Below are 16860 nucleotides of genomic sequence, written 5' to 3'. Positions count from 1 at the left end.
GCCGTTGTCGTGCTTTCATTTGGAGGAGTCGAGACGATGATTAACGACAAAGGCAAACGCGTCTGCGATCATGAGTTTAAACAGCGCAACGGAACATGGCGTACATGCCGTTCGCCGGCCGTGTCTTCCGTTCCTAGCAAGAAAATCTCCTATATGCGTCTTGATTATTGCGCCAAACATCTAGCAATTCATTGTGTAAGGGAAACGGCCGCGTCATGACGTTTGCACGCCTCAACACCACGGCCGGAATTCCCCTCCGCTACGCAAATCGCCACGGACTTATCAGCGGCGCCACGGGAACGGGTAAAACCGTGACGCTCATGAAGCTTGCGGAGGAATTCAGCAAAGCCGGAGTCCCTGTATTCCTGGCTGACGTCAAGGGGGACATTGCCGCTCTATCGCGTTCCTATCCGGCCGAATTGCTCGATTTGTTCGGCCTCAATGGGCGGCAAATTTGCTTGCCGTTGCATGCCATGGACGCCGATCTAGTGGCGCGGGCATTGGAACTGACGGATGCACAAAGCGGAGTCGTGGAAGCGGCTTTTGGGCTTTGGGCCCATGGCGTTGCGCCGCTCGATAGTCCGGCCGATTTCCGGGCCATGCTTCAGTACATGCTTGCCCGTAAGGGGGAACTTGCGGGCAGTTATGGGCAAGTGACGGCCGCGTCAACCGGAGTCGTTGTGCGGGCATTGAACCGACTAGAACGACAAGCCGGACCATACTTTTTTCAGGGTGACGCTTTCGACGTGGCAGACCTGTTGCAGGAACGAAACGGCAAGGGAGTCCTATCGATCATTGCCGCCGATCAATTGATCCAAGCGCCACGCCTCTATGGGGCGTTCCTGCTTTACGTGCTCAATGATCTATATGTCCGCCTGCCTGAAGTCGGCGACCTGGAAAAGCCGCGCCTTGTCCTGTTCTTTGATGAGGCTCATTTGCTTTTCCAGGATTGCCCGCCGTCCCTGTTGCGGAAGATAGAGCAAACCGTGAGGCTCATCCGTTCCAAGGGGGTAGGCGTCTATTTCGCGTCGCAGAGTGCCGCCGATATCCCGAACGTGATTGCCGCCCAATTGGCGCATAGGATTGAGCACGATCGATCATTGCCAGTCGGCACGGCGCGGTTTGTCACGATCGATGAAAGCGGCCGTCCGCTCATCGCCGGAGTCCAGCGCGTACAGCCTCCGACATGCCCGCTAGGTGCATTGGAGCGCCGTCCGGCTCCAGCGCCGCCACCAACGCCAAAGCCAGCCAGCGCGCCACGTGGCGCGGGCTACAGCATAGGCAAGGCAGCGGCGCTCATTGCCGCGACGCTATGGATTGCGTCAGCCGGCGCCATGGGCTGGAGTTTCGTCAGTCATGACGGGAACTTCGCTTGTTGGCTCATTGGCTGGCTAGCGATGACGGGAATTCTTGGAAGTATGGATAATTCGTCAACAAAATATTGACAGATTATTTATGTGAAATTTTCTTGCCTACCTAGGGTCGCGGAGGTATAAGAGTCGAGCACGGTTAACAAAGCCGTGTGGGGCGTCGAAACCCCTTGCACCGTAGGCGCGCAAGCGCCAGCTATAAAGCCTTGGCGCTATTTTTGTGCTTTCGCTATGGCGGGACGGCGAGGAATACAATACCCGCAAGGGGAATAACTCCGCCTGTTTCCTATGGTCCAGGTTTCGAACGTCCCGCCGCCAGCGGGCGCCGTCGAAAGCACCGCTGTCGGCTTGATCCAAACCATAGGAATCAAGCTTATGTCTGCAAATATCGCCTCTTCGAACCTTGTTGAATTCAACGGGGAACCTCGCATACTCGATATCGATTTGGGTTTTTCACTCGGTATGAAAAACCCTACCGCTGCCGTTCGGCAAATGATTGAACGCAACCGGGATGAGCTCGAAATGCACGGCGGTGTTTTTTCACGCCCCGTGAAAAATAGCGACCCACTTAGAAGAGGTCGACCTGGCAAAGCCTATTACCTCAATGAAGGCCAGGCACTTGTCATTTGCGCGTTGTCGAGAACACCCATCGCCGCCCAAATCAGAAAGACGATTATCGACGTGTTCATGGCCTATCGCCAAGGCAAGGTGGTACATGTGCGTGAGCACCATAGGACCTCGCCACGTCGTGACAATGTGCGGCATGCCAGTGACGGAACATTTACGGGCAGTGATTCTGAATTTAGGTTGCAATATGAGCAATTGCTCATCTGGAAGGAACATGAGCCTAACACTATTCTGCAGTTCCTAGCTAGAACAATGATCAAGGTGAAAAAGCTGGAAACCGCCTTGGCTAGATAACGGCTGTATTGCTTTAAACTTTTAGTTGCGCTTATAGCTAAACCTCGCGTCATGTTGGCGCGAGGTTTTTTGCGTCCTAGGGGTAGGGGAATGAAGCGTAAAGCTATAAGCATGGCGATTGTCGCGCTCGCATTGACGGCTTGTGTCACGCCGCCTGAGAAAATCAAAGCCGTTCGAACGGATAATAGGCCGTGTACACTTCAAGATCGGGACCGGCTTGCAGACCTGACAGGCATCCAGAAAACGAGCGCCAACCGCGACGCCTGGAGCGTTTTCGCCTATGGCGTTCCCGCGCCCAATAGCGAAGATCATTCTCCAGAAATCGCAAGACTTAAAGGCCGTTGCGGGGTGCCGTGACATGCGGAGAGTCTCTCTACCGATGGCAATGGCAGCGATCCTTTTTCTACCGCTCACTGGTAGGTTTGCGTATGCCGGTGGAAGTGAGGAAACCGCGCTTCTCATCAGGCAAAGCGGCTATTGGTGCCCTAGAAACGTTAGTAACGCCAGCGATTATAGCCCGGACGCACCTCCGCTAACACAGGAAATAGTGTTGTCCGGAAAATTCCATAGTTGGACATACTGCGACGACGGATCGCGCGGGCAATGGTATATTGTGAAGTTCATTAAGCGCGACGACGGCACGGGTATTGATATGACGTACACGCCCATTGATGGCGCTCCTCCGGCTGAAGCAAAGTATCGCTACTAAAGCGAAAGGCCGGTCGATGAGCCGGCCATTTCTTTGCCCAGAAGGAGGTATTTAGACACCTCCGTATTGCGCCGATTTTCCCCAGGCGCAACTCGATCGGCGGCCCATGACCTGGTGCGCCAGCCGGCTCGCCCGAGATCCCCACATTGAGCCGTCGCTTTGGAGCTCCAGATTGATCGGGCTCCCTTTGGTGCTCCAAATTGATCCGCGGAAATCCTGAATTCGGAATCCGGTCTTCGGCAACCCAAATCCAACATTTCCCTTGATACGCAACAAAATGTTGACTAAACTATTTCCTGTTCAAAGACAGCCACCGAGCACAATCACGGAGACAGACTCGATGCCCTTCCAGGATTACGGCAAGAATGACGGCTTCAGCACGCCCGGCGATACGGGCAACGGCCACAGCCCCGCGCTCATTGTCGGCATCGCCATCGGCGCAGTCGCGATCATCGGCCTGGCGCTCTATTTCTTCGCCGGCTGAGCCCGAGATCGGGCGTTTGTAGCAGGCCCGCGAGCCCACCGAGGGGCGCCGCGACGCAAGTCCATCCCCTCACGACAGGTGCCACGCTCCGCCTTTCACGCCCGTACCCGCGGCCGGGAAGCCCGCAACCCCCAGCAGCCCAACTTCCCGGCCGCGGTCCAAATCCATCGTCAACATTTGAGTGACAACACCCCATGAAGAACTGTCACAAGATCCTGATCGAGATGCACCATAGCGGTGCGATCACGGCCAACGAGTGGGCGCACCTGATCGCCAGCGTCGACGGCCTGCTCGGAGATTGGCTGGAGTACACCCTGGGCGAGGAGGGTGTTCGACCTTTCAGCGATAGGTGCCGCGCCACAGTCGACAATCTCACGGCGCTCAGCGCGGCGTTGCCGGTCACGTGGCCGGGGCAGAACGCGCTCATCGGTGCGATCACTCAGCTCCAGGTGGCCGACCGCGCAATCTCGAAAGTTTTTGAGTTGAACGACCCTGCCACTCTGAAAGGCGAGGGGGGTCAGAGCGACCCGCTGCCACTGCGCAGGCATTCCCATCGGGTCGAAATCTATCGGGAGCCTGAGCTGCCGAAGGTGCTCGAGACCATCCAGGAGACGGCGCGCGAGAAGTGGGCTTTACCCGGCGTCGGCTTCATCACGCATGACGGCCAGCGCATCCAGGCCGACGGTCGGAGTGCGCCGCTGTGAGCCATTACAAGCTGCATAAGGCCGCCAAGTTGTGGTGTGCCGGTCACGACACCAAGGAGATCGCCCGGCGCCTGCAAACCACCGAGGTTTCCGTTTTCCGGGCCATCCCAGCGATCAAGCTTCTTGCTCACGAATACCAGGCGAGGGGCGAGGCATGATCGTTAATCGGATCCTCGCAATTGCTGATCGCCGGCCGCCAGACGTCACTATTGGCGGCAAAGAGAACCCCTATATGCGCCGCTGGTGGGTGATCCCGCGCAATCGCTGGATCAATGTCTATCTCCACCATTTCCTGCGGTCAGACGACGACCGGGCGCTCCATGATCACCCCTGGATGAACCTCTCTCTCTTGCTCAAGGGGGAATACACGGAGCACACCATTCAGGAAGGCGGCATTTCGGTACGGACTATCCGACGGGCCGGCGAGCTTAAGCTGCGCGGCGCAAAGGCGGCACATCGCATCGAGCTCCATGCGGGCCCCTGTTGGACCCTCTTCATCACCGGCCCGCGGATACGTGATTGGGGCTTCCACTGCCCCAATGGCTGGAAGAATTGGCGAGACTTCACGTCATTCCGAACCAAGGGGAACGGCAACGAAGTCGGCCCAGGCTGTGGGGACTGACCGGTGAGCAGTCCCTATATCTCCGCTGGCGCCACCATCTCAGCAGACGGTCGGTACCGCTATCGCCTGTGGCGCGAATGGCGTCTTCACCCCAAGCCCGCCAAGTGGCGCTGGCTCAGGAATGAGCTCGGCGAGATCGAGGCGGACGGTGCCGGCGAGCCTCTGGGCGAACCGATCCCCTGCGTCTTCGTCATGCTCAACCCGTCGACAGCAGACGGCGAGACCGATGACCCGACTATCCGCCGATGCGTCAATTTCGCGAAGGCCTGGGGATATGACCGGCTCGAGGTGATCAACCTGTTCGCCCATCGCGCCACCAACCCGCGCGAGCTTCTGGCGCTCAACCACAATGACGATCCCGTTGGTGTCGACAATCAGCGCCAGGTCGAGCGCGCGATCGAGGGCGCCGGGCCGATCGTCTGTGCCTGGGGCGCGCATGGCGGGCATCTCGGCCAGGACGAAACGATGCGCGGCTGGCTCGGCAATCGGAAGCTGTTTGCGCTCAAGATCACCGCGGCCGGCCATCCGGCTCACCCCCTCTACCTTCCAGCCAACAGCAAACTGCACAGGTTCGTGCCGTGAGGACCGAATGATGCTCACGCTGACCGATCACGTCCGCGAGATGGTCAAGCTCGGCATGAGCAATGCCGAGATCATCGCAGCATTGCCGCGCCACAACACGAAGTCGATCCACGTCACGGCGGCAAAGGAGCGCCAGAAGCTCGGCGTCGTGCGGGAATATCTCCACCGCGGTCCAGCGCTCCAGATCCCGCGCAAGCTTCACAAGGTGCTCGCCCAGCAGGCCATCAGCCGCCTCGGCGCGAATGCCACTGCCAACGACATCGCACTCAACATTCTGACGATCGTCGTCGATGACGATCTGTTCAACGCCATTCTAGGAGAATGATAATGATGCCACGCAAGATCCTTCCGTCGCGCCGGCCACAGGTCACCTTCGCAGTCAAGCACGGTCTCAACGACAGCAAGCACAACACGTTCACCGTCTCGATCGGCAGCGACGGTGATACCGAGAATATCCGAGAGGTATTCATCGGCGGCCGACCGAGCGAGCAGATGAACATCATGCGCGATTCCGCGATCCTGATCAGCCTGGCGCTCCAGCACGGGTGTCCACTCGACACCATCGTGCACGCGCTGACCCGCGACGACTTCAACCAGCCAGCGACGCCAATCGGCTCGGTGGTCCACGGAATCGCGCAATATCTGCAAGGAGGGGGTGATGCGCCAGCAAGTTGAGCGTGTTTCTGACGAGGTGGACGATGCGAGCGAGCCCCGTCACCTCGACGCGCATCATGCCGGCGTGCTGTGCGCCGCCTTGGTATCATCGGCCGGCGTGGGAGCGCTGCTGACCCATTTGGCGTACCAGTATGGCTGGGCTGGCGCTGCCCTGTTCGCGATCATGGTCGTCGTAACGATGCTCGCATTCGCCGACACTTTTCTTGTGCGCTAGATAGCAACTTTTTGTTGGCAATTGACCCTGCTTGCTTTGATTTGATGCTCGTTAAATACAGGGCGCCGACCGTGGAAGATGAAGTGACCTACAAGCTCGTCATTCTTGACGCGGGGCCTTTTTAGGAGGAATCGCGGTAGCGGCGCCTTTCGAGGCAGGCACGACCGAATGGCTCGACTATATGAGGGGTTGGAACGATGCCTTGGATCGCTTCATGCAAAGCGCGGGTGAAATGAACAACCACTGGCTGACATCCTCCGCCGTATTTGCCGCCGAAATCCCGGTGGATAATCATCTTATCGAAGTGCTTGATGCCACAACGTGTTGCGGCATCCGCAACAACATATTACGATAAAATCGTAATGAGGCCCCGCTGAGCTGCAACCCAGCGAGGCCCCGGAGCCTGCTCTCAGGCTCGCTTAAACAGCGTGATGATTGCGACCGTTGCCAAAACATAGGTAGGCAACAAACTTAGAAACATATAAGTGCTCATCATTCCTCCTTCCTGCCTGGCTCATCAGGCAGGAAGGACTATAAGCCGCAACCAGTAAATTCGCGATGGCTGTCGGCCGTCATCCACTGTCACAGCGGTGGTGGCTAAAGCGGCGCCTCAAACTCGTCCAGACCGGGCGTTTCCATGATCTCGTAGTTCAGCCAGCGCTCGGCAAATTGCTTGTTGGGCGGCACGAAGGCATGACTCTGTTTGATGTTGCAGGTCGTACACCTCATCCGCCTCGCCACCGTGGAGATCGCTGTCATGAGGCCTTTGGTGCCACCAGGCATAATCTTCTTTTCGGGCACCAGAGAGCGATGACCGCACCGCGTACAGACCACAGCGAGATCCGTGCCGTAGGTGTGCAGAGTGTGGAGATTGTCGTTAGGGCCGGTCATCTGCTTTCGGCGCTGTCCCTGATTACGCGTCCACCCTGTTGAAGAGTGAGCCGAGTGCCAGGCATCTGTTCGACCAGGATCTCATAGCAAGCGATCGCAGCACTGATTGAAGTCGAGCCGCCTTGGGTGCGAACAATCCGCATCCCGTCGTCCGTCCATTCCTGGATGAGGAACGACAAGCCAGCGGGCTCAACTACATGGTTTGACGGCGGATATTTCTTCAGACCCATGGCGAATCCCTTGCAGTTGTTCCTGTTATGTTCTCATCGAATAGGCGTGTCAACCGAGCGGCCCGGTGGTGGCTTTGGGTAGTCGGCGAAGCCGACGAGCCAACACACAGTCGTCAACTTTTTTACGAAAAATAGCAACTTAATGTTGACACTGTGAGCCGGCGACTCTATGTTCGCCTTGTCAACGAAACGTTGACTAGAAATTGGAATTTGGAAATGAAACATCGCTATGCGACGGGCCCACCATGTGGCGGCATCAGGAGGTCGAACCAAAAAACGGGAGAATGAAAGTGTCGGCGAGAAGCCCACCAGGAATGCAGACGAGCGCCACCTGGACCAGTACTAGACAGATTGAGGCGCGGTATATGATGATCGAGTCCAGGCGCCCACCACCATGATCGACAAAGACAAGATCGCCGCTCGCATTCGCGCTCTGCTCGCGAAGACCGTCGAGAACGGCTGTACCGAAGATGAGGCAATTGCCGCCGCGGCCAAGGCCGCGGAGATGCTGGCCCGCTACAACCTCACGATCGATGAGGTGCAGATGCGGGAGAGCGCCTTCAAGAAGCATACGGAATATCACGAAGATCCCGTCGGCGAGCGCCTCTGGAAGGTGGCCGACGGCATTGCGCGTCTCACCGGCGCTCGCTACTGGCAGTCGCGCAAGGGCGTGTGGCCGATCGAGATCAGCTTCTTTGGATTCGACCACGAGGTCGACGTTGCTCGCTACCTGCTGGAGATCTGCGCCAGGGCAATGCGGCAGGAGTACAAGCGTCTCGAGCGCGGCGTGGCATTGTTGGTGCCGGCCGCTCGTCGCAGGCATGTCCTGCCCTTTCTGGATGGCATGGCCGACAGGCTCAGGCAGCGCATCCGAGCATTGAAGCCGCCAGCCCCGACAGGTACCGGTCTGATCGTGCTCCACGACGAGTTGGTCGCGCAGGCGATGAAGGATGCGGGTCTGAAGACAGAGAAGATGGATGCGCGCCGCAGCCGGGACTACGAGAAGTCATACGGCGACGGTGTTGCGGCCGGTGACCGCGTCGGGTTGAATGAGGGCCTACGCGGGCCGACGGATAATGCCAGGAGGATTGGGCGATGAGCGTTCTCGAAGACTTAATCGGGAAATGCATCGGGCGTTTAACCGACCAAGAGGAGTTCGATCTGCGCTACGACACAGCGAGTTGGTCTGCAACCGTCGGGCAATTTGACTCCGACGTGAAATCTGGAGTGTGGATCAACGAGACCACAGCGGAAGGAGAAACTGCAGTTGAAGCCGTGCAGAACCTTTTGATGAAGTTGGAGCAATGAGCTAGCCCGTAATTGTGATCCGGACCAGCTTGGCGCTAAAGTTGACGAGTTCGATGGAAATTGCCGCGTGGAGGTACCTCAACTCGTGAGCAACCTCGAGAAACTCATTGCTAAATGCATCGAGCGCAAGGTTGGAAACAGCGACTTTTCGCTCTTCTATACGGCCAAACATGAGTTGCCTTGGGAAGCGCTCATTGGCAGCAACCGCGATGAAGGGGGTCTGATAGAAGCCCGTGGCATGACCGCTTTAGAGGCGGTCCAGGAGTTATTTAATCTACTAGTGGAACAGAATCATCATCAGCATATTTCACGTACTCCGCGCCGCACGCACTGAGGCACGATCGCCGAAAAGGAGCAGCGCGGCATGTTCAACTCGTGAAAGCGTAGACAGGTAATTTTTGACAATGAATTTGCGATGGGAACGACAAGGTAGCGCGGGGTGGGACGCCTATCAGGGATCCCTCCGTGTGGGCTTCATCGTGGAACGCGACGACAGCGCATTCTATTACAGGATCGCTGCCGTCGATATAAGGTCGATCACAGAGGGTTTTGGGGAAGCAGCGTCGCTCGAGGCAGCACAACAGGCAGTAGAGCGTGGGTGGGCCGAATGGCTCGACAGAGCTGGGTTGATGAGGCGTACCGACGTCGACGGTGTCAGGTACGGTCTCAATGCCGCTGCCGACTACCTCGAGGGAACTGCCGATGGTGCTGCTGCCATAGCGACTGTCCATGAACAGGCTGGCGACACCGCGGCGGCCGCCGAACATAGAGCCGAGGAGCGCTGGGCTCGCACGTACTCGGAACAAATTCGAGAGCTGCGTGCAGATGTGGTGAAGGCCACGCCCAGGAGCTGACTTCGTCACGGAGTCAGTGACGTGCCGCAATCGGTGTGATAGCCATTGGTCTGCCGGTCCTTTCCAATATGGTCCACCCCAAAAAGTCACCTTTTTATTGACAAGAAGGTGCGGTGGTGTTTCAACGAGGCTCGACCCAACCGACATTACGGGATGAGCCATGGCAGCGGCCGAGAACTACAAATATCCCGCATCGTCTCCTGTTGCCACGGGCGCCGCAGTCGTACCGAGTAACACCCAAGACCTCGCGACCGTATCGCGCGTCCTATGGGTCGGCACAGCCGGGGACCTCAGGGTCACACTGCGAGACGGCGGCGATATCATCTACAAAAATGCGCAAGGTTGGATGCCGATCAGGGCGACCAAAATCTGGGCAACCGGTACCACGGCAACGGATATTGTGAGCCACTGGTGATGTTTGGCTTCGGCTTCGATTTCGCCATTCCGTCAGTGATACGGCGCGCGGGCAAGATCTACGATCCGGATGCTTCAGCCCTTTTCTCCCGAATGACCGCGCAGTTGACGAAAGACGACAAGGCTGCGATCAATCAGTTCTTCGTCACTATGAAGTCGGACGGCACGTTTGACCAGTGTGACTGTCTGTACTTTGACGGAGCGTTCAACGGTGCCGACAGTCTCCAGAACTGGCGTCAGAACGCATATAACCTAGACAATGGCTCAGCTATTCCTGCCACGTTCCGCACGAGGCGTGGTCATACCGGCGCGACTAACACGACCACGAGGCTGGACAGTGGGTTCAACCCCACGGCGGCCCCCGGCTGCAAGTACACCCGGAACTCTGCCTTTGTCGCGGTTTATATACCCACCCCTATCGCAGGGAACAACCGCCCTCCTATCGGTGCGGGCGACACCGGCGTCACGTACATCCATCCGTTCTACACCGACGGCAAGATCTACGTGCGGGTCAACGCGAGCACCTCGTCTGGGACCACGGTGACCGATGCCACGGGCCTGTCCGCTGGCAATCGGTCGTCCTCGACTGACCTGAGAACCTTCAGGAATGGCGTCAAGCTGTCGACGGATGCCACGACCAGCACCGTTGTGCCAAACAACAACTTCTATGTCGGTGCGTACAACAATGCGGGAGCCGTTCAGGGCGCGGCTCATCAGGTCTCGTTCGCGGGCTGGGGCGGCTCTCTGACCGACGCCCAACATGCAACCCTGAACACAGCCGTCACAACCTTCCTGAACTACCTTTGGGCAAAGTACGAGACCGAGACTTGGAACTACCTCGATCAGATTGCATCCGACGTTCAGTTGCAGACTGCTTACGGTTCCGCCAGCTACGCCGATTGGTATGACGCTGATTGGATTAAGCCGCTCAAGGCCGCAGGCATTTGGCAGAGGGGAGACAAGTTCCACCTTCTTGCCAATTACGATGCGCAAGCAGCACAGCGAAATGCGATCAAGCCGCTCGGACCGTTGGCACCTGTCAACGCGCCGATTTTCACAAGAGACCGCGGGTACACAGGAAACGGTACAAGCTCTTACTTGACTGACGGTGTCCAAGCCGTCATCTCGATGGTCAACGGGAGCCAGAACAATAATAGTATCGGTGCGTATATAAATACATCCCGTACAACAGGCAACAACACTTCTTGTGTTTGGGGCTCACATTCTGCGCACAACGTTTACCCTATGTTGACAGCCCCGTTGGTTCACAGGACACGCACCTGTGATTCCGGAGTCGGACCTAACATTCCCATGGCTGTTGGTAACGCCAAGGGTTTCGCTCTAGGCAATCGCAGGGCCGCCAACTCAAACCGGTATGTCAAGGACGGCATTCTTGTACAAGATCCCGGTGAGGCATCCGTAGGAGGGTTCACAACCCAGGTACATATGGCGTTAGCCTTGTCAAACGGGGCGGCTATACATTTTAGCACAGACCGGGTTGCCTTCGTCTGGTCGGGGGCGAGCCTGACCAACCAGCAGGAAGTCGATTTTAATACAATCGCAGTGAACGCACTCACTAAGATAGGAGCTCAGGCAGCATAATGGCCGTTCAAGCTTTCTTCATTCTCGACCAGGATCAGGAAACGGCTGCAGAGGCATTGAATACGCCTGAAGCCATGGTTTTGGGGATTCCCATCAACAACCCACTAGCCAATCAGCTAGGGCTTGGTACCCTCGTCGGGAAGTTCTTCGTCCCTGCACTGCTGATGAATGACCCGGCCTACACGGGGTTCTACGACTTTTTCGAGAATTACCAGATCCACACCGTAGAGAGCGAGTTGCTGGTTCTACCGGTGATCATATAGTCTCGGGACATCACCGAGGTGCCTTCTAAGGGCCGCTTCAGCGGCCTTTTTCGCCTGTCCATGTTGACGTTTTCGCTTGTTTGTCATCAAAAAGTTGCTTAATGTAGTCGGACGTTCCCAGCCAAGGAATCCCCGATGTCAGACCCATTGCGCCGCATGGTCGGTGGCACGCACTATCTCAAGCTCGAGGTCAGCCCATTCGAATTCGCCCACCGCAACCAGTGGGACGCGACCTCCTTCTCGATCCTGAAATATCTCACCCGATTCCGCGACAAAAACGGTCTCCAGGACGTGGAAAAGTCCCGACATATCGCTGAACTGAGGGCGGAATTCCTCTCATTGTCACCGCCGACGGCACGCTTCGAAATGCCGATGAGCGAGTATATCGAGCGCAACAAGATCGCCGGCCCGGAAGCCGTGGCACTCATGACCCTGGAGTCGTGGGTCCGCGGCGCATGCGGGGTATCGCCGCTCCTCGCGGTCATCGACGAGATCATTCGTCAAGAAAATGATGTGGAGGCCCAGCCGAAACTTGACTTGGCTATGTAGTCAACATTATGTTGCAATTCTAATCCTACAGGAGATCCCCCGATGGCAAAGCGTCGTAAGGACGAAGCCAAACCCGTTGGCTTGAGCCGATATCGTTGGTGGCTGCGCCACACCGTCAGCCCCTTGGCGATCGTCGCACATGCCCGGGCGAAGCTCATCGATCGCCAGATCCACGCCAAGTCGCGGTCGGCCTAAAACCCCAAGCAGGAGACTTCCCCCATGGCATCTCGTCGTGACGATGATGAAGATTTCGGCCCAGGCATCGGGCATAACAGCAAGCGCAAGGGCACCGACGCCACCAGCGTAGCGGCAGACCAATTGCAGTCGATCGTCGAGCGAATCGAGCGCCTCGAGGAAGACAAGAAGGCGATCGCTGACGATATCAAGGAAGTGTACGGCGAGGCCAAGGCCAACGGCTTCGACACCGCCACAATCCGCAAAGTCGTCTCGCTGCGAAAGATCGCGGCGGCCGAGCGCGCCGAGCGCGACGCGATGCTGGAACTCTACCTCCAGGCGCTGGGCATGGAAGGCTGACCACTGTGAGCCTCGACGCAGCCCTGAAGCGAGTGGCCGACAAGGGGCTGCTCCTGAACAATCTCTTCCAGCACAACGACGGCACCTGGCAGGCGAATGTCCGCAAGGTGCTGGGCGCCAAAATGAGCTGGACCGAGTTCGGTAACGGCCCGACTGCCGAAGCCGCGATCGACGAGTGCCTCAGCAAGCCGTTGATCACCAAGCAGTTCCAAACGGTGGACTCGGCCGGGCTGAAGACGGCCGCCGAGAAGCCGGCGAAGCATAAGGCGCGGGAGATCGACATCTGATGAGCGCCCTCGAGGTTACATATATCTGGCTTGCCGGCATGGCCCTTACGCTCGGCTTTATCGTCACGCGTCGAGATGATCGCGGCAACCGCGGAAGTGGGTCTGGCTGGCTCGATTTCTGGATAAGCTGCGCTTGGCCGCTGTTTTGGGTCGGCGCCATTGGCGTGTTTATCGGTTGGTGTATCAACCGGCTGGAGCACGGCAGATGAGCGCTCTTGAAGACACCCTGCGCTCGATCGCGAAGCGCGGCGAGCTGAACCACCTGAGTGTCATCTACGACAGTCGGGTGGGCTTCAACGCCATGTATCGTCGGGCCACCAGCAGCGTCTCCGAGCATTGTGCTGACCGTGATCCGGTGAAGGCGATCATGTATGCCCTGGTCGGCCGGAAGCGTGCTGAGACCATGATGGCTCGAGCAGCGGCCGCCGAGCCTGCCGAAGTTCCGGCCGATCCGCCACCGGCTCAACCCACACCCGCAACTAAATCAAAACGCGACCTGGAGGAGCTCTAGATGACCGAGGCTGACATCTCCGGCAACATCATGGCCATACGCGAGTGTGTCGTTGCACCGATGCAGGCCGGACGCGAGCCGACGAACGTCGAGGCTGCGACGGCAATCGTTGCCGGCTTCAACCTACTCCACGGTTTCCTCAACGACATCAACCGGATCGCCGACGCGCTGGAGTCGACCTACATCGCCAATACCGATGTCAGAGTGCGTCGATGAAGATCTCCAGCGACCTCGCCGAGCAGATCAAGGCCGCCGATGCCCTGAACAAGCTGCTCCACGCCAACGGGATCAAGCTCATCAAATTCAAGGATGTGCCGCGGAACATGGGGAAGTCCCCCTATCTCATCCTCGCGCAAATCCTGAGCGAGGTGGCAGGCTGATGCAGATCCTCATCTACGACTGTCCCGAGGCACCAGAGCATGCCCGTTATTGCGCCAAGTTCGTGAGCGGCGGAGCGCTGATGCCCGTCGTCGCCTATCGCGCGACCATGAAGGAGGCGGAGGCCGCCGCAGCGGCGTTCCTGGCCGGCGAGATCAGGTCGCTGAAATCTCCGAAGGCGGCCAAGCCCAAAGCCGCCCCTGAGCCGCTGCCGAGCGTGCAGACGCCCAAACGGACCCGTGACCTGGACGAACTATGATCAAGCTGCACGAAGGCGACGCACGGCAGGTTCTCCGCACTATTCACAGGAGCGGAAAGCGGTTTCACGCTTGCGTCACGGACCCGCCATACGGACTCGTCTCCATTATCGATAGGTTCGGGTCTACCTCCGCTGCCCCCGCGAAACCGGGACGCGATGGTGCATTCGCGCGCCAAAGCAGAGGTTTCATGGGCAAGCGGTGGGACGGTACCGGCATAGAGCGCGACCCCGCGTTCTGGCGTCTTGTCTTCGACGTGTTGTTGCCGGGCGCATACATCGTCGCTTTCTCACATAGTCGCACCTACCACCACGTGGCGATTGCGATCGAGCGGGCGGGCTTTGTCACGCACCCCTTGATCGGCTGGGCCTATGGCTCCGGCATGCCACGGCCACATAGCGCGGCCCAGCATGTGGAGCGTTGGGCACCAGGTCGCGGCAACGAATTCAAGGGGCGAGTATTCGGCGCCGGTGCGCGCAAGCTCGCCCTGGAGCCGATCTATATCGGTCAGAAGCCATTCAGCGAAAAGAATGCGGCTCTCAACCTTCTGCGCCACGGCGTCGGCGCGGTGAGCATCGATGCGTGTCGGGTGAAGGCGAACGGTAACTGGCCGGCCAACCTCATCCACGACGGCAGCGACGAGGTGAAGACGCTTTTCCCGGGTGAGAGTGCGGGCTTCTTCGAGAGCTACCCCTTTCTCTGCGAAGACTGCGGCGATACGGGCTACGTGGTCGCAGGCGATGGCACGCATGGGAACATTTGGCAGGAGGGGTGCTCGACCTGCCTAGGGGCGTGTCTTGACGGAACACCCTTCGATCGCGAACCCCTCATCTATAATGCGAAGGCGGGCAAGGCCGACCGCGCCGGAAGCTCGCACCCGACGGTCAAGCCCATCGCCCTGATGCAGGCGCTCATTCGCCACGTCACGCCGCGCGACGGACATGTGCTTGATCCATTCGCAGGCAGCGGTACCACCGGTCAGGCCGCCCGGAACGAAGGTGTCGACTGCACGCTCATCGAACAGGACCGGGAGTCTATCGTCGATATTCGGCGTCGCCTCGATTTGCCCAAGCGGAGAGGCCCAGGTTTGGATGAGCTGTTCGGCGAACCATCCACAGATTTATCCACATTACAAAGGTGTTATAAAAAAGACATTGCCGAACTGTGACTTGAATAAATAAACAAAATCATTCGGTCAAAAGTATTTAGACCGATAAACCCGAAGAAGTATATTTTTTGGGACTGCAAAACTGCAACTATATTACTACGGGGACACCATGAGTGTGGTTGAGGATACTTTAGAGGAAGACGCGACGGAGGACTTGTGGGCAGTGACGCCAACCGGCAACTGGCGACAGGACAACATCCAAGGTAGGCAATTGGCGAGGGATCTATGCGCGCGAATGCGCAAGGACGGAGCGTTACACCTGCTCAATTTCACGATGATGGCGATGATGGAAAAGCCGCGTTGCCCAGGTATCGAGACAGGCTTCTTCCACGAGCTCGCAGAAAGAATCTGCGACTAGCGACTGGAAGCCAGCATCGTCAACATACCCCGCAGCTCTGACAAGGCGCGTGCATTCGACGTCGCCTTGTCATCCAACTCGTCCAACCTGACCACCAGGTCGCCATGAATCCGGGTGACGTCCTTGTTGATGTCCGCGATATGGCGAGAGAGCATCGACGCGATACCGTCGGCTTTGCCATCAATGGTATCGAAGCGCCCGTCCAGATCCTCGATCGCGGCCGGCAAATTTGCATGCGCGACCGTCGGCTTCTGCTGGCGCTTTCCGACTATAATGGCCGCAACGCCGCCAAGCAGAGCGGTGATGACGCTGGCAACCCCAGCCCATAGAACTTGGCTTTCCCACCACATTATATAGTTTCCCGGCGCTTGCGCGCTGCGATCAATGCCTTGGCCGCGTCAGCTCCGCAACGAGCGCACGCTAGAATAGAAAACGCAGTCACAACTCCATAGGTGGCGACGCCCGTCGACGGGCCATTCATGCTTATGCCTGTCCAAATGAAGCCCCACATGCCCGTCCCGAGGATCGCACAGCCAAGCCTTATCCAGGGTGTGCCGCCCGGCCACGAGCCGTTAATCTTGAGGCCGACCATCCACACCGAGCCGATCACAATCATGACGATCGTGAGAACGTCATCCACGACGCCGTAGTCAGTCACAAGCTGGAGGAATGGCGAGAGCATGTTGTCAGGTATGAAGCGAACCGCGACTCCGAGCGCCACCAGCAGACAGGCGAGCAACCATTCGATGTCGCGGTTGCGGCTCATTGTGCTGCCCCAGGCTGAGCCGTGCAGACAGCGTCGGCGGGCTGTTCGTAGCACTGCCGCACCTGCTCATACCAGCGGCGAGAGCCTTTCAGACGGTTGTTGGCCGTATCGGTCGCTCCGAGCGCCTGGGCGGCCAGCAGTCGCGCGTCCATACCTTCCTTGATCACCGGCACCGGGACGGGCTTCATCAGGTCCGGAGCCGGGGGCAA

Annotated in this window: 34 protein-coding genes; 30 read left to right on the top strand and 4 right to left on the bottom strand. The window is 58.2% G+C overall.

The window, feature by feature from the left end; translation table 11 throughout:
- The first annotated feature begins 215 nt into the window (after nt 1-215).
- The 12 genes from AC6H34_RS29120 (at nt 216) to AC6H34_RS29065 (ending at nt 6636) form a co-directional block, all read left to right on the top strand.
- Complete coding sequence (locus tag AC6H34_RS29120; RefSeq protein ID WP_497541158.1) at nt 216-1445, top strand: helicase HerA-like domain-containing protein; 1230 nt, start codon at nt 216-218, stop codon at nt 1443-1445.
- Nucleotides 1446-1745: 300 nt separating this feature from the next.
- Nucleotides 1746-2291, top strand: a complete 546-nt coding sequence (locus tag AC6H34_RS29115) for a BRO-N domain-containing protein (RefSeq protein ID WP_497541157.1) — start codon at nt 1746-1748, stop codon at nt 2289-2291.
- Nucleotides 2292-2381: 90 nt separating this feature from the next.
- Nucleotides 2382-2648: a hypothetical protein gene (locus AC6H34_RS29110; RefSeq protein ID WP_497541156.1), complete on the top strand. Its 267-nt coding sequence runs from the start codon at nt 2382-2384 to the stop codon at nt 2646-2648.
- 692 nt (nt 2649-3340) lie between these two features.
- Nucleotides 3341-3484, top strand: a complete 144-nt coding sequence (locus tag AC6H34_RS29105) for a hypothetical protein (RefSeq protein WP_497541155.1) — start codon at nt 3341-3343, stop codon at nt 3482-3484.
- A gap of 194 nt (nt 3485-3678) precedes the next feature.
- A complete protein-coding gene (locus tag AC6H34_RS29100; RefSeq protein WP_497541154.1) occupies nt 3679-4188 on the top strand; it encodes a hypothetical protein in 510 nt (169 codons plus the stop codon).
- Nucleotides 4185-4346: a hypothetical protein gene (locus AC6H34_RS29095; RefSeq protein ID WP_497541153.1), complete on the top strand. Its 162-nt coding sequence runs from the start codon at nt 4185-4187 to the stop codon at nt 4344-4346. The genes AC6H34_RS29100 and AC6H34_RS29095 overlap by 4 nt, the downstream gene beginning before the upstream one ends.
- Nucleotides 4343-4810 carry a hypothetical protein gene (locus AC6H34_RS29090; protein WP_497541152.1) on the top strand — a complete coding sequence of 156 codons (468 nt, stop codon included), beginning with the start codon at nt 4343-4345 and terminating at the stop codon, nt 4808-4810. The genes AC6H34_RS29095 and AC6H34_RS29090 overlap by 4 nt, the downstream gene beginning before the upstream one ends.
- A gap of 3 nt (nt 4811-4813) precedes the next feature.
- Entirely contained in the window at nt 4814-5392 is a 579-nt protein-coding gene (locus AC6H34_RS29085; protein WP_497541151.1) for a DUF1643 domain-containing protein, read from the top strand.
- A gap of 7 nt (nt 5393-5399) precedes the next feature.
- Nucleotides 5400-5717: a hypothetical protein gene (locus tag AC6H34_RS29080; RefSeq protein WP_497541150.1), complete on the top strand. Its 318-nt coding sequence runs from the start codon at nt 5400-5402 to the stop codon at nt 5715-5717.
- A 2-nt stretch (nt 5718-5719) separates the two neighbouring features.
- Entirely contained in the window at nt 5720-6067 is a 348-nt protein-coding gene (locus AC6H34_RS29075) for a TSCPD domain-containing protein (RefSeq protein ID WP_497541149.1), read from the top strand.
- Nucleotides 6051-6281, top strand: a complete 231-nt coding sequence (locus AC6H34_RS29070; protein WP_497541148.1) for a hypothetical protein — start codon at nt 6051-6053, stop codon at nt 6279-6281. The genes AC6H34_RS29075 and AC6H34_RS29070 overlap by 17 nt, the downstream gene beginning before the upstream one ends.
- Nucleotides 6282-6483: 202 nt before the next feature.
- Nucleotides 6484-6636 carry a hypothetical protein gene (locus AC6H34_RS29065; protein ID WP_497541147.1) on the top strand — a complete coding sequence of 51 codons (153 nt, stop codon included), beginning with the start codon at nt 6484-6486 and terminating at the stop codon, nt 6634-6636.
- 242 nt (nt 6637-6878) lie between these two features.
- Here the strand turns inward: AC6H34_RS29065 and AC6H34_RS29060 are convergent, their stop codons facing one another.
- Nucleotides 6879-7172, bottom strand: a complete 294-nt coding sequence (locus AC6H34_RS29060) for a hypothetical protein (RefSeq protein WP_497541146.1) — start codon at nt 7170-7172, stop codon at nt 6879-6881.
- 624 nt (nt 7173-7796) lie between these two features.
- Here AC6H34_RS29060 and AC6H34_RS29055 point away from each other — a divergent pair.
- The 18 genes from AC6H34_RS29055 (at nt 7797) to AC6H34_RS28970 (ending at nt 15885) form a co-directional block, all read left to right on the top strand.
- Complete coding sequence (locus AC6H34_RS29055) at nt 7797-8501, top strand: DUF7168 domain-containing protein (RefSeq protein WP_497541145.1); 705 nt, start codon at nt 7797-7799, stop codon at nt 8499-8501.
- Nucleotides 8498-8710: a hypothetical protein gene (locus AC6H34_RS29050; protein WP_497541144.1), complete on the top strand. Its 213-nt coding sequence runs from the start codon at nt 8498-8500 to the stop codon at nt 8708-8710. The genes AC6H34_RS29055 and AC6H34_RS29050 overlap by 4 nt, the downstream gene beginning before the upstream one ends.
- An 85-nt stretch (nt 8711-8795) precedes the next feature.
- Nucleotides 8796-9044, top strand: a complete 249-nt coding sequence (locus AC6H34_RS29045) for a hypothetical protein (protein WP_497541143.1) — start codon at nt 8796-8798, stop codon at nt 9042-9044.
- Between the two features lie 295 nt (nt 9045-9339).
- Complete coding sequence (locus AC6H34_RS29040) at nt 9340-9564, top strand: hypothetical protein (RefSeq protein WP_497541142.1); 225 nt, start codon at nt 9340-9342, stop codon at nt 9562-9564.
- 160 nt (nt 9565-9724) lie between these two features.
- Nucleotides 9725-9979, top strand: coding sequence for a spike base protein, RCAP_Rcc01079 family (locus AC6H34_RS29035; protein WP_497541141.1), 255 nt, complete (start codon nt 9725-9727; stop codon nt 9977-9979).
- Nucleotides 9907-11580: a hypothetical protein gene (locus AC6H34_RS29030; RefSeq protein ID WP_497541295.1), complete on the top strand. Its 1674-nt coding sequence runs from the start codon at nt 9907-9909 to the stop codon at nt 11578-11580. The genes AC6H34_RS29035 and AC6H34_RS29030 overlap by 73 nt, the downstream gene beginning before the upstream one ends.
- Entirely contained in the window at nt 11580-11843 is a 264-nt protein-coding gene (locus AC6H34_RS29025; RefSeq protein ID WP_497541140.1) for a hypothetical protein, read from the top strand. The genes AC6H34_RS29030 and AC6H34_RS29025 overlap by 1 nt, the downstream gene beginning before the upstream one ends.
- A 135-nt stretch (nt 11844-11978) precedes the next feature.
- Nucleotides 11979-12392: a DUF3310 domain-containing protein gene (locus AC6H34_RS29020; protein WP_497541139.1), complete on the top strand. Its 414-nt coding sequence runs from the start codon at nt 11979-11981 to the stop codon at nt 12390-12392.
- A 42-nt stretch (nt 12393-12434) separates the two neighbouring features.
- On the top strand, nt 12435-12587 hold the full coding sequence (locus AC6H34_RS29015; RefSeq protein WP_497541138.1) for a hypothetical protein: 153 nt from the start codon (nt 12435-12437) through the stop codon (nt 12585-12587).
- A gap of 66 nt (nt 12588-12653) precedes the next feature.
- The gene (locus tag AC6H34_RS29010) at nt 12654-12926 is read left to right on the top strand and encodes a DUF2312 domain-containing protein (protein ID WP_497541293.1); all 273 of its coding nucleotides are present in this window, start codon (nt 12654-12656) and stop codon (nt 12924-12926) included.
- A gap of 5 nt (nt 12927-12931) precedes the next feature.
- The gene (locus tag AC6H34_RS29005) at nt 12932-13213 is read left to right on the top strand and encodes a hypothetical protein (RefSeq protein WP_497541137.1); all 282 of its coding nucleotides are present in this window, start codon (nt 12932-12934) and stop codon (nt 13211-13213) included.
- Nucleotides 13213-13422 (top strand): hypothetical protein, encoded by a 210-nt coding sequence (locus tag AC6H34_RS29000; RefSeq protein ID WP_497541136.1) that lies wholly within the window; start codon nt 13213-13215, stop codon nt 13420-13422. The genes AC6H34_RS29005 and AC6H34_RS29000 overlap by 1 nt, the downstream gene beginning before the upstream one ends.
- The gene (locus tag AC6H34_RS28995; RefSeq protein WP_497541135.1) at nt 13419-13724 is read left to right on the top strand and encodes a hypothetical protein; all 306 of its coding nucleotides are present in this window, start codon (nt 13419-13421) and stop codon (nt 13722-13724) included. Before AC6H34_RS29000 ends, AC6H34_RS28995 begins: the two co-directional genes overlap by 4 nt.
- On the top strand, nt 13725-13940 hold the full coding sequence (locus tag AC6H34_RS28990; protein ID WP_497541134.1) for a hypothetical protein: 216 nt from the start codon (nt 13725-13727) through the stop codon (nt 13938-13940).
- The gene (locus AC6H34_RS28985; protein WP_497541133.1) at nt 13937-14104 is read left to right on the top strand and encodes a hypothetical protein; all 168 of its coding nucleotides are present in this window, start codon (nt 13937-13939) and stop codon (nt 14102-14104) included. The genes AC6H34_RS28990 and AC6H34_RS28985 overlap by 4 nt, the downstream gene beginning before the upstream one ends.
- Entirely contained in the window at nt 14104-14361 is a 258-nt protein-coding gene (locus AC6H34_RS28980; protein WP_497541132.1) for a hypothetical protein, read from the top strand. Before AC6H34_RS28985 ends, AC6H34_RS28980 begins: the two co-directional genes overlap by 1 nt.
- 188 nt (nt 14362-14549) lie before the next feature.
- Entirely contained in the window at nt 14550-15527 is a 978-nt protein-coding gene (locus tag AC6H34_RS28975; protein WP_497541131.1) for a DNA methyltransferase, read from the top strand.
- 109 nt (nt 15528-15636) lie between these two features.
- Nucleotides 15637-15885 carry a hypothetical protein gene (locus tag AC6H34_RS28970; RefSeq protein WP_497541130.1) on the top strand — a complete coding sequence of 83 codons (249 nt, stop codon included), beginning with the start codon at nt 15637-15639 and terminating at the stop codon, nt 15883-15885.
- On the opposite strand, the gene AC6H34_RS28965 is transcribed toward AC6H34_RS28970, so the two are convergent.
- From AC6H34_RS28965 to AC6H34_RS28955, 3 genes are read right to left on the bottom strand one after another with little or no spacing between them, the layout of a single operon-like run.
- Nucleotides 15882-16235, bottom strand: coding sequence for a hypothetical protein (locus tag AC6H34_RS28965; RefSeq protein ID WP_497541129.1), 354 nt, complete (start codon nt 16233-16235; stop codon nt 15882-15884). The genes AC6H34_RS28970 and AC6H34_RS28965 overlap by 4 nt on opposite strands.
- Nucleotides 16235-16651: a hypothetical protein gene (locus tag AC6H34_RS28960; protein WP_497541128.1), complete on the bottom strand. Its 417-nt coding sequence runs from the start codon at nt 16649-16651 to the stop codon at nt 16235-16237. The genes AC6H34_RS28965 and AC6H34_RS28960 overlap by 1 nt, the downstream gene beginning before the upstream one ends.
- Entirely contained in the window at nt 16648-16860 is a 213-nt protein-coding gene (locus AC6H34_RS28955; RefSeq protein ID WP_497541127.1) for a hypothetical protein, read from the bottom strand. The genes AC6H34_RS28960 and AC6H34_RS28955 overlap by 4 nt, the downstream gene beginning before the upstream one ends.

The organism is Labrys sp. ALF-8, from assembly GCF_059699065.1.
The sequence above is the reverse complement of the archived record's forward strand: the minus strand, read 5'-3'. Positions and strand labels throughout refer to the sequence as shown.

Coding starts and splice junctions, on each gene's coding strand:
- AC6H34_RS29020 (WP_497541139.1), top strand. CDS start 11,979: ATGTCAGACCCATTGCGCCGCATGGTCGGTGGCACGCACTATCTCAAG.
- AC6H34_RS28995 (WP_497541135.1), top strand. CDS start 13,419: ATGAGCGCTCTTGAAGACACCCTGCGCTCGATCGCGAAGCGCGGCGAG.
- AC6H34_RS29070 (WP_497541148.1), top strand. CDS start 6,051: ATGCGCCAGCAAGTTGAGCGTGTTTCTGACGAGGTGGACGATGCGAGC.
- AC6H34_RS29055 (WP_497541145.1), top strand. CDS start 7,797: ATGATCGACAAAGACAAGATCGCCGCTCGCATTCGCGCTCTGCTCGCG.
- AC6H34_RS29075 (WP_497541149.1), top strand. CDS start 5,720: ATGATGCCACGCAAGATCCTTCCGTCGCGCCGGCCACAGGTCACCTTC.
- AC6H34_RS28960 (WP_497541128.1), bottom strand. CDS start 16,651: ATGAGCCGCAACCGCGACATCGAATGGTTGCTCGCCTGTCTGCTGGTG.
- AC6H34_RS29040 (WP_497541142.1), top strand. CDS start 9,340: ATGAGGCGTACCGACGTCGACGGTGTCAGGTACGGTCTCAATGCCGCT.
- AC6H34_RS29120 (WP_497541158.1), top strand. CDS start 216: ATGACGTTTGCACGCCTCAACACCACGGCCGGAATTCCCCTCCGCTAC.
- AC6H34_RS29050 (WP_497541144.1), top strand. CDS start 8,498: ATGAGCGTTCTCGAAGACTTAATCGGGAAATGCATCGGGCGTTTAACC.
- AC6H34_RS29105 (WP_497541155.1), top strand. CDS start 3,341: ATGCCCTTCCAGGATTACGGCAAGAATGACGGCTTCAGCACGCCCGGC.
- AC6H34_RS28975 (WP_497541131.1), top strand. CDS start 14,550: ATGGGCAAGCGGTGGGACGGTACCGGCATAGAGCGCGACCCCGCGTTC.
- AC6H34_RS29115 (WP_497541157.1), top strand. CDS start 1,746: ATGTCTGCAAATATCGCCTCTTCGAACCTTGTTGAATTCAACGGGGAA.
- AC6H34_RS28980 (WP_497541132.1), top strand. CDS start 14,104: ATGCAGATCCTCATCTACGACTGTCCCGAGGCACCAGAGCATGCCCGT.
- AC6H34_RS29060 (WP_497541146.1), bottom strand. CDS start 7,172: ATGACCGGCCCTAACGACAATCTCCACACTCTGCACACCTACGGCACG.
- AC6H34_RS28985 (WP_497541133.1), top strand. CDS start 13,937: ATGAAGATCTCCAGCGACCTCGCCGAGCAGATCAAGGCCGCCGATGCC.
- AC6H34_RS29090 (WP_497541152.1), top strand. CDS start 4,343: ATGATCGTTAATCGGATCCTCGCAATTGCTGATCGCCGGCCGCCAGAC.
- AC6H34_RS29015 (WP_497541138.1), top strand. CDS start 12,435: ATGGCAAAGCGTCGTAAGGACGAAGCCAAACCCGTTGGCTTGAGCCGA.
- AC6H34_RS28990 (WP_497541134.1), top strand. CDS start 13,725: ATGACCGAGGCTGACATCTCCGGCAACATCATGGCCATACGCGAGTGT.
- AC6H34_RS29110 (WP_497541156.1), top strand. CDS start 2,382: ATGAAGCGTAAAGCTATAAGCATGGCGATTGTCGCGCTCGCATTGACG.
- AC6H34_RS29025 (WP_497541140.1), top strand. CDS start 11,580: ATGGCCGTTCAAGCTTTCTTCATTCTCGACCAGGATCAGGAAACGGCT.
- AC6H34_RS29100 (WP_497541154.1), top strand. CDS start 3,679: ATGAAGAACTGTCACAAGATCCTGATCGAGATGCACCATAGCGGTGCG.
- AC6H34_RS29000 (WP_497541136.1), top strand. CDS start 13,213: ATGAGCGCCCTCGAGGTTACATATATCTGGCTTGCCGGCATGGCCCTT.
- AC6H34_RS29080 (WP_497541150.1), top strand. CDS start 5,400: ATGATGCTCACGCTGACCGATCACGTCCGCGAGATGGTCAAGCTCGGC.
- AC6H34_RS28970 (WP_497541130.1), top strand. CDS start 15,637: ATGAGTGTGGTTGAGGATACTTTAGAGGAAGACGCGACGGAGGACTTG.
- AC6H34_RS28965 (WP_497541129.1), bottom strand. CDS start 16,235: ATGTGGTGGGAAAGCCAAGTTCTATGGGCTGGGGTTGCCAGCGTCATC.
- AC6H34_RS29035 (WP_497541141.1), top strand. CDS start 9,725: ATGGCAGCGGCCGAGAACTACAAATATCCCGCATCGTCTCCTGTTGCC.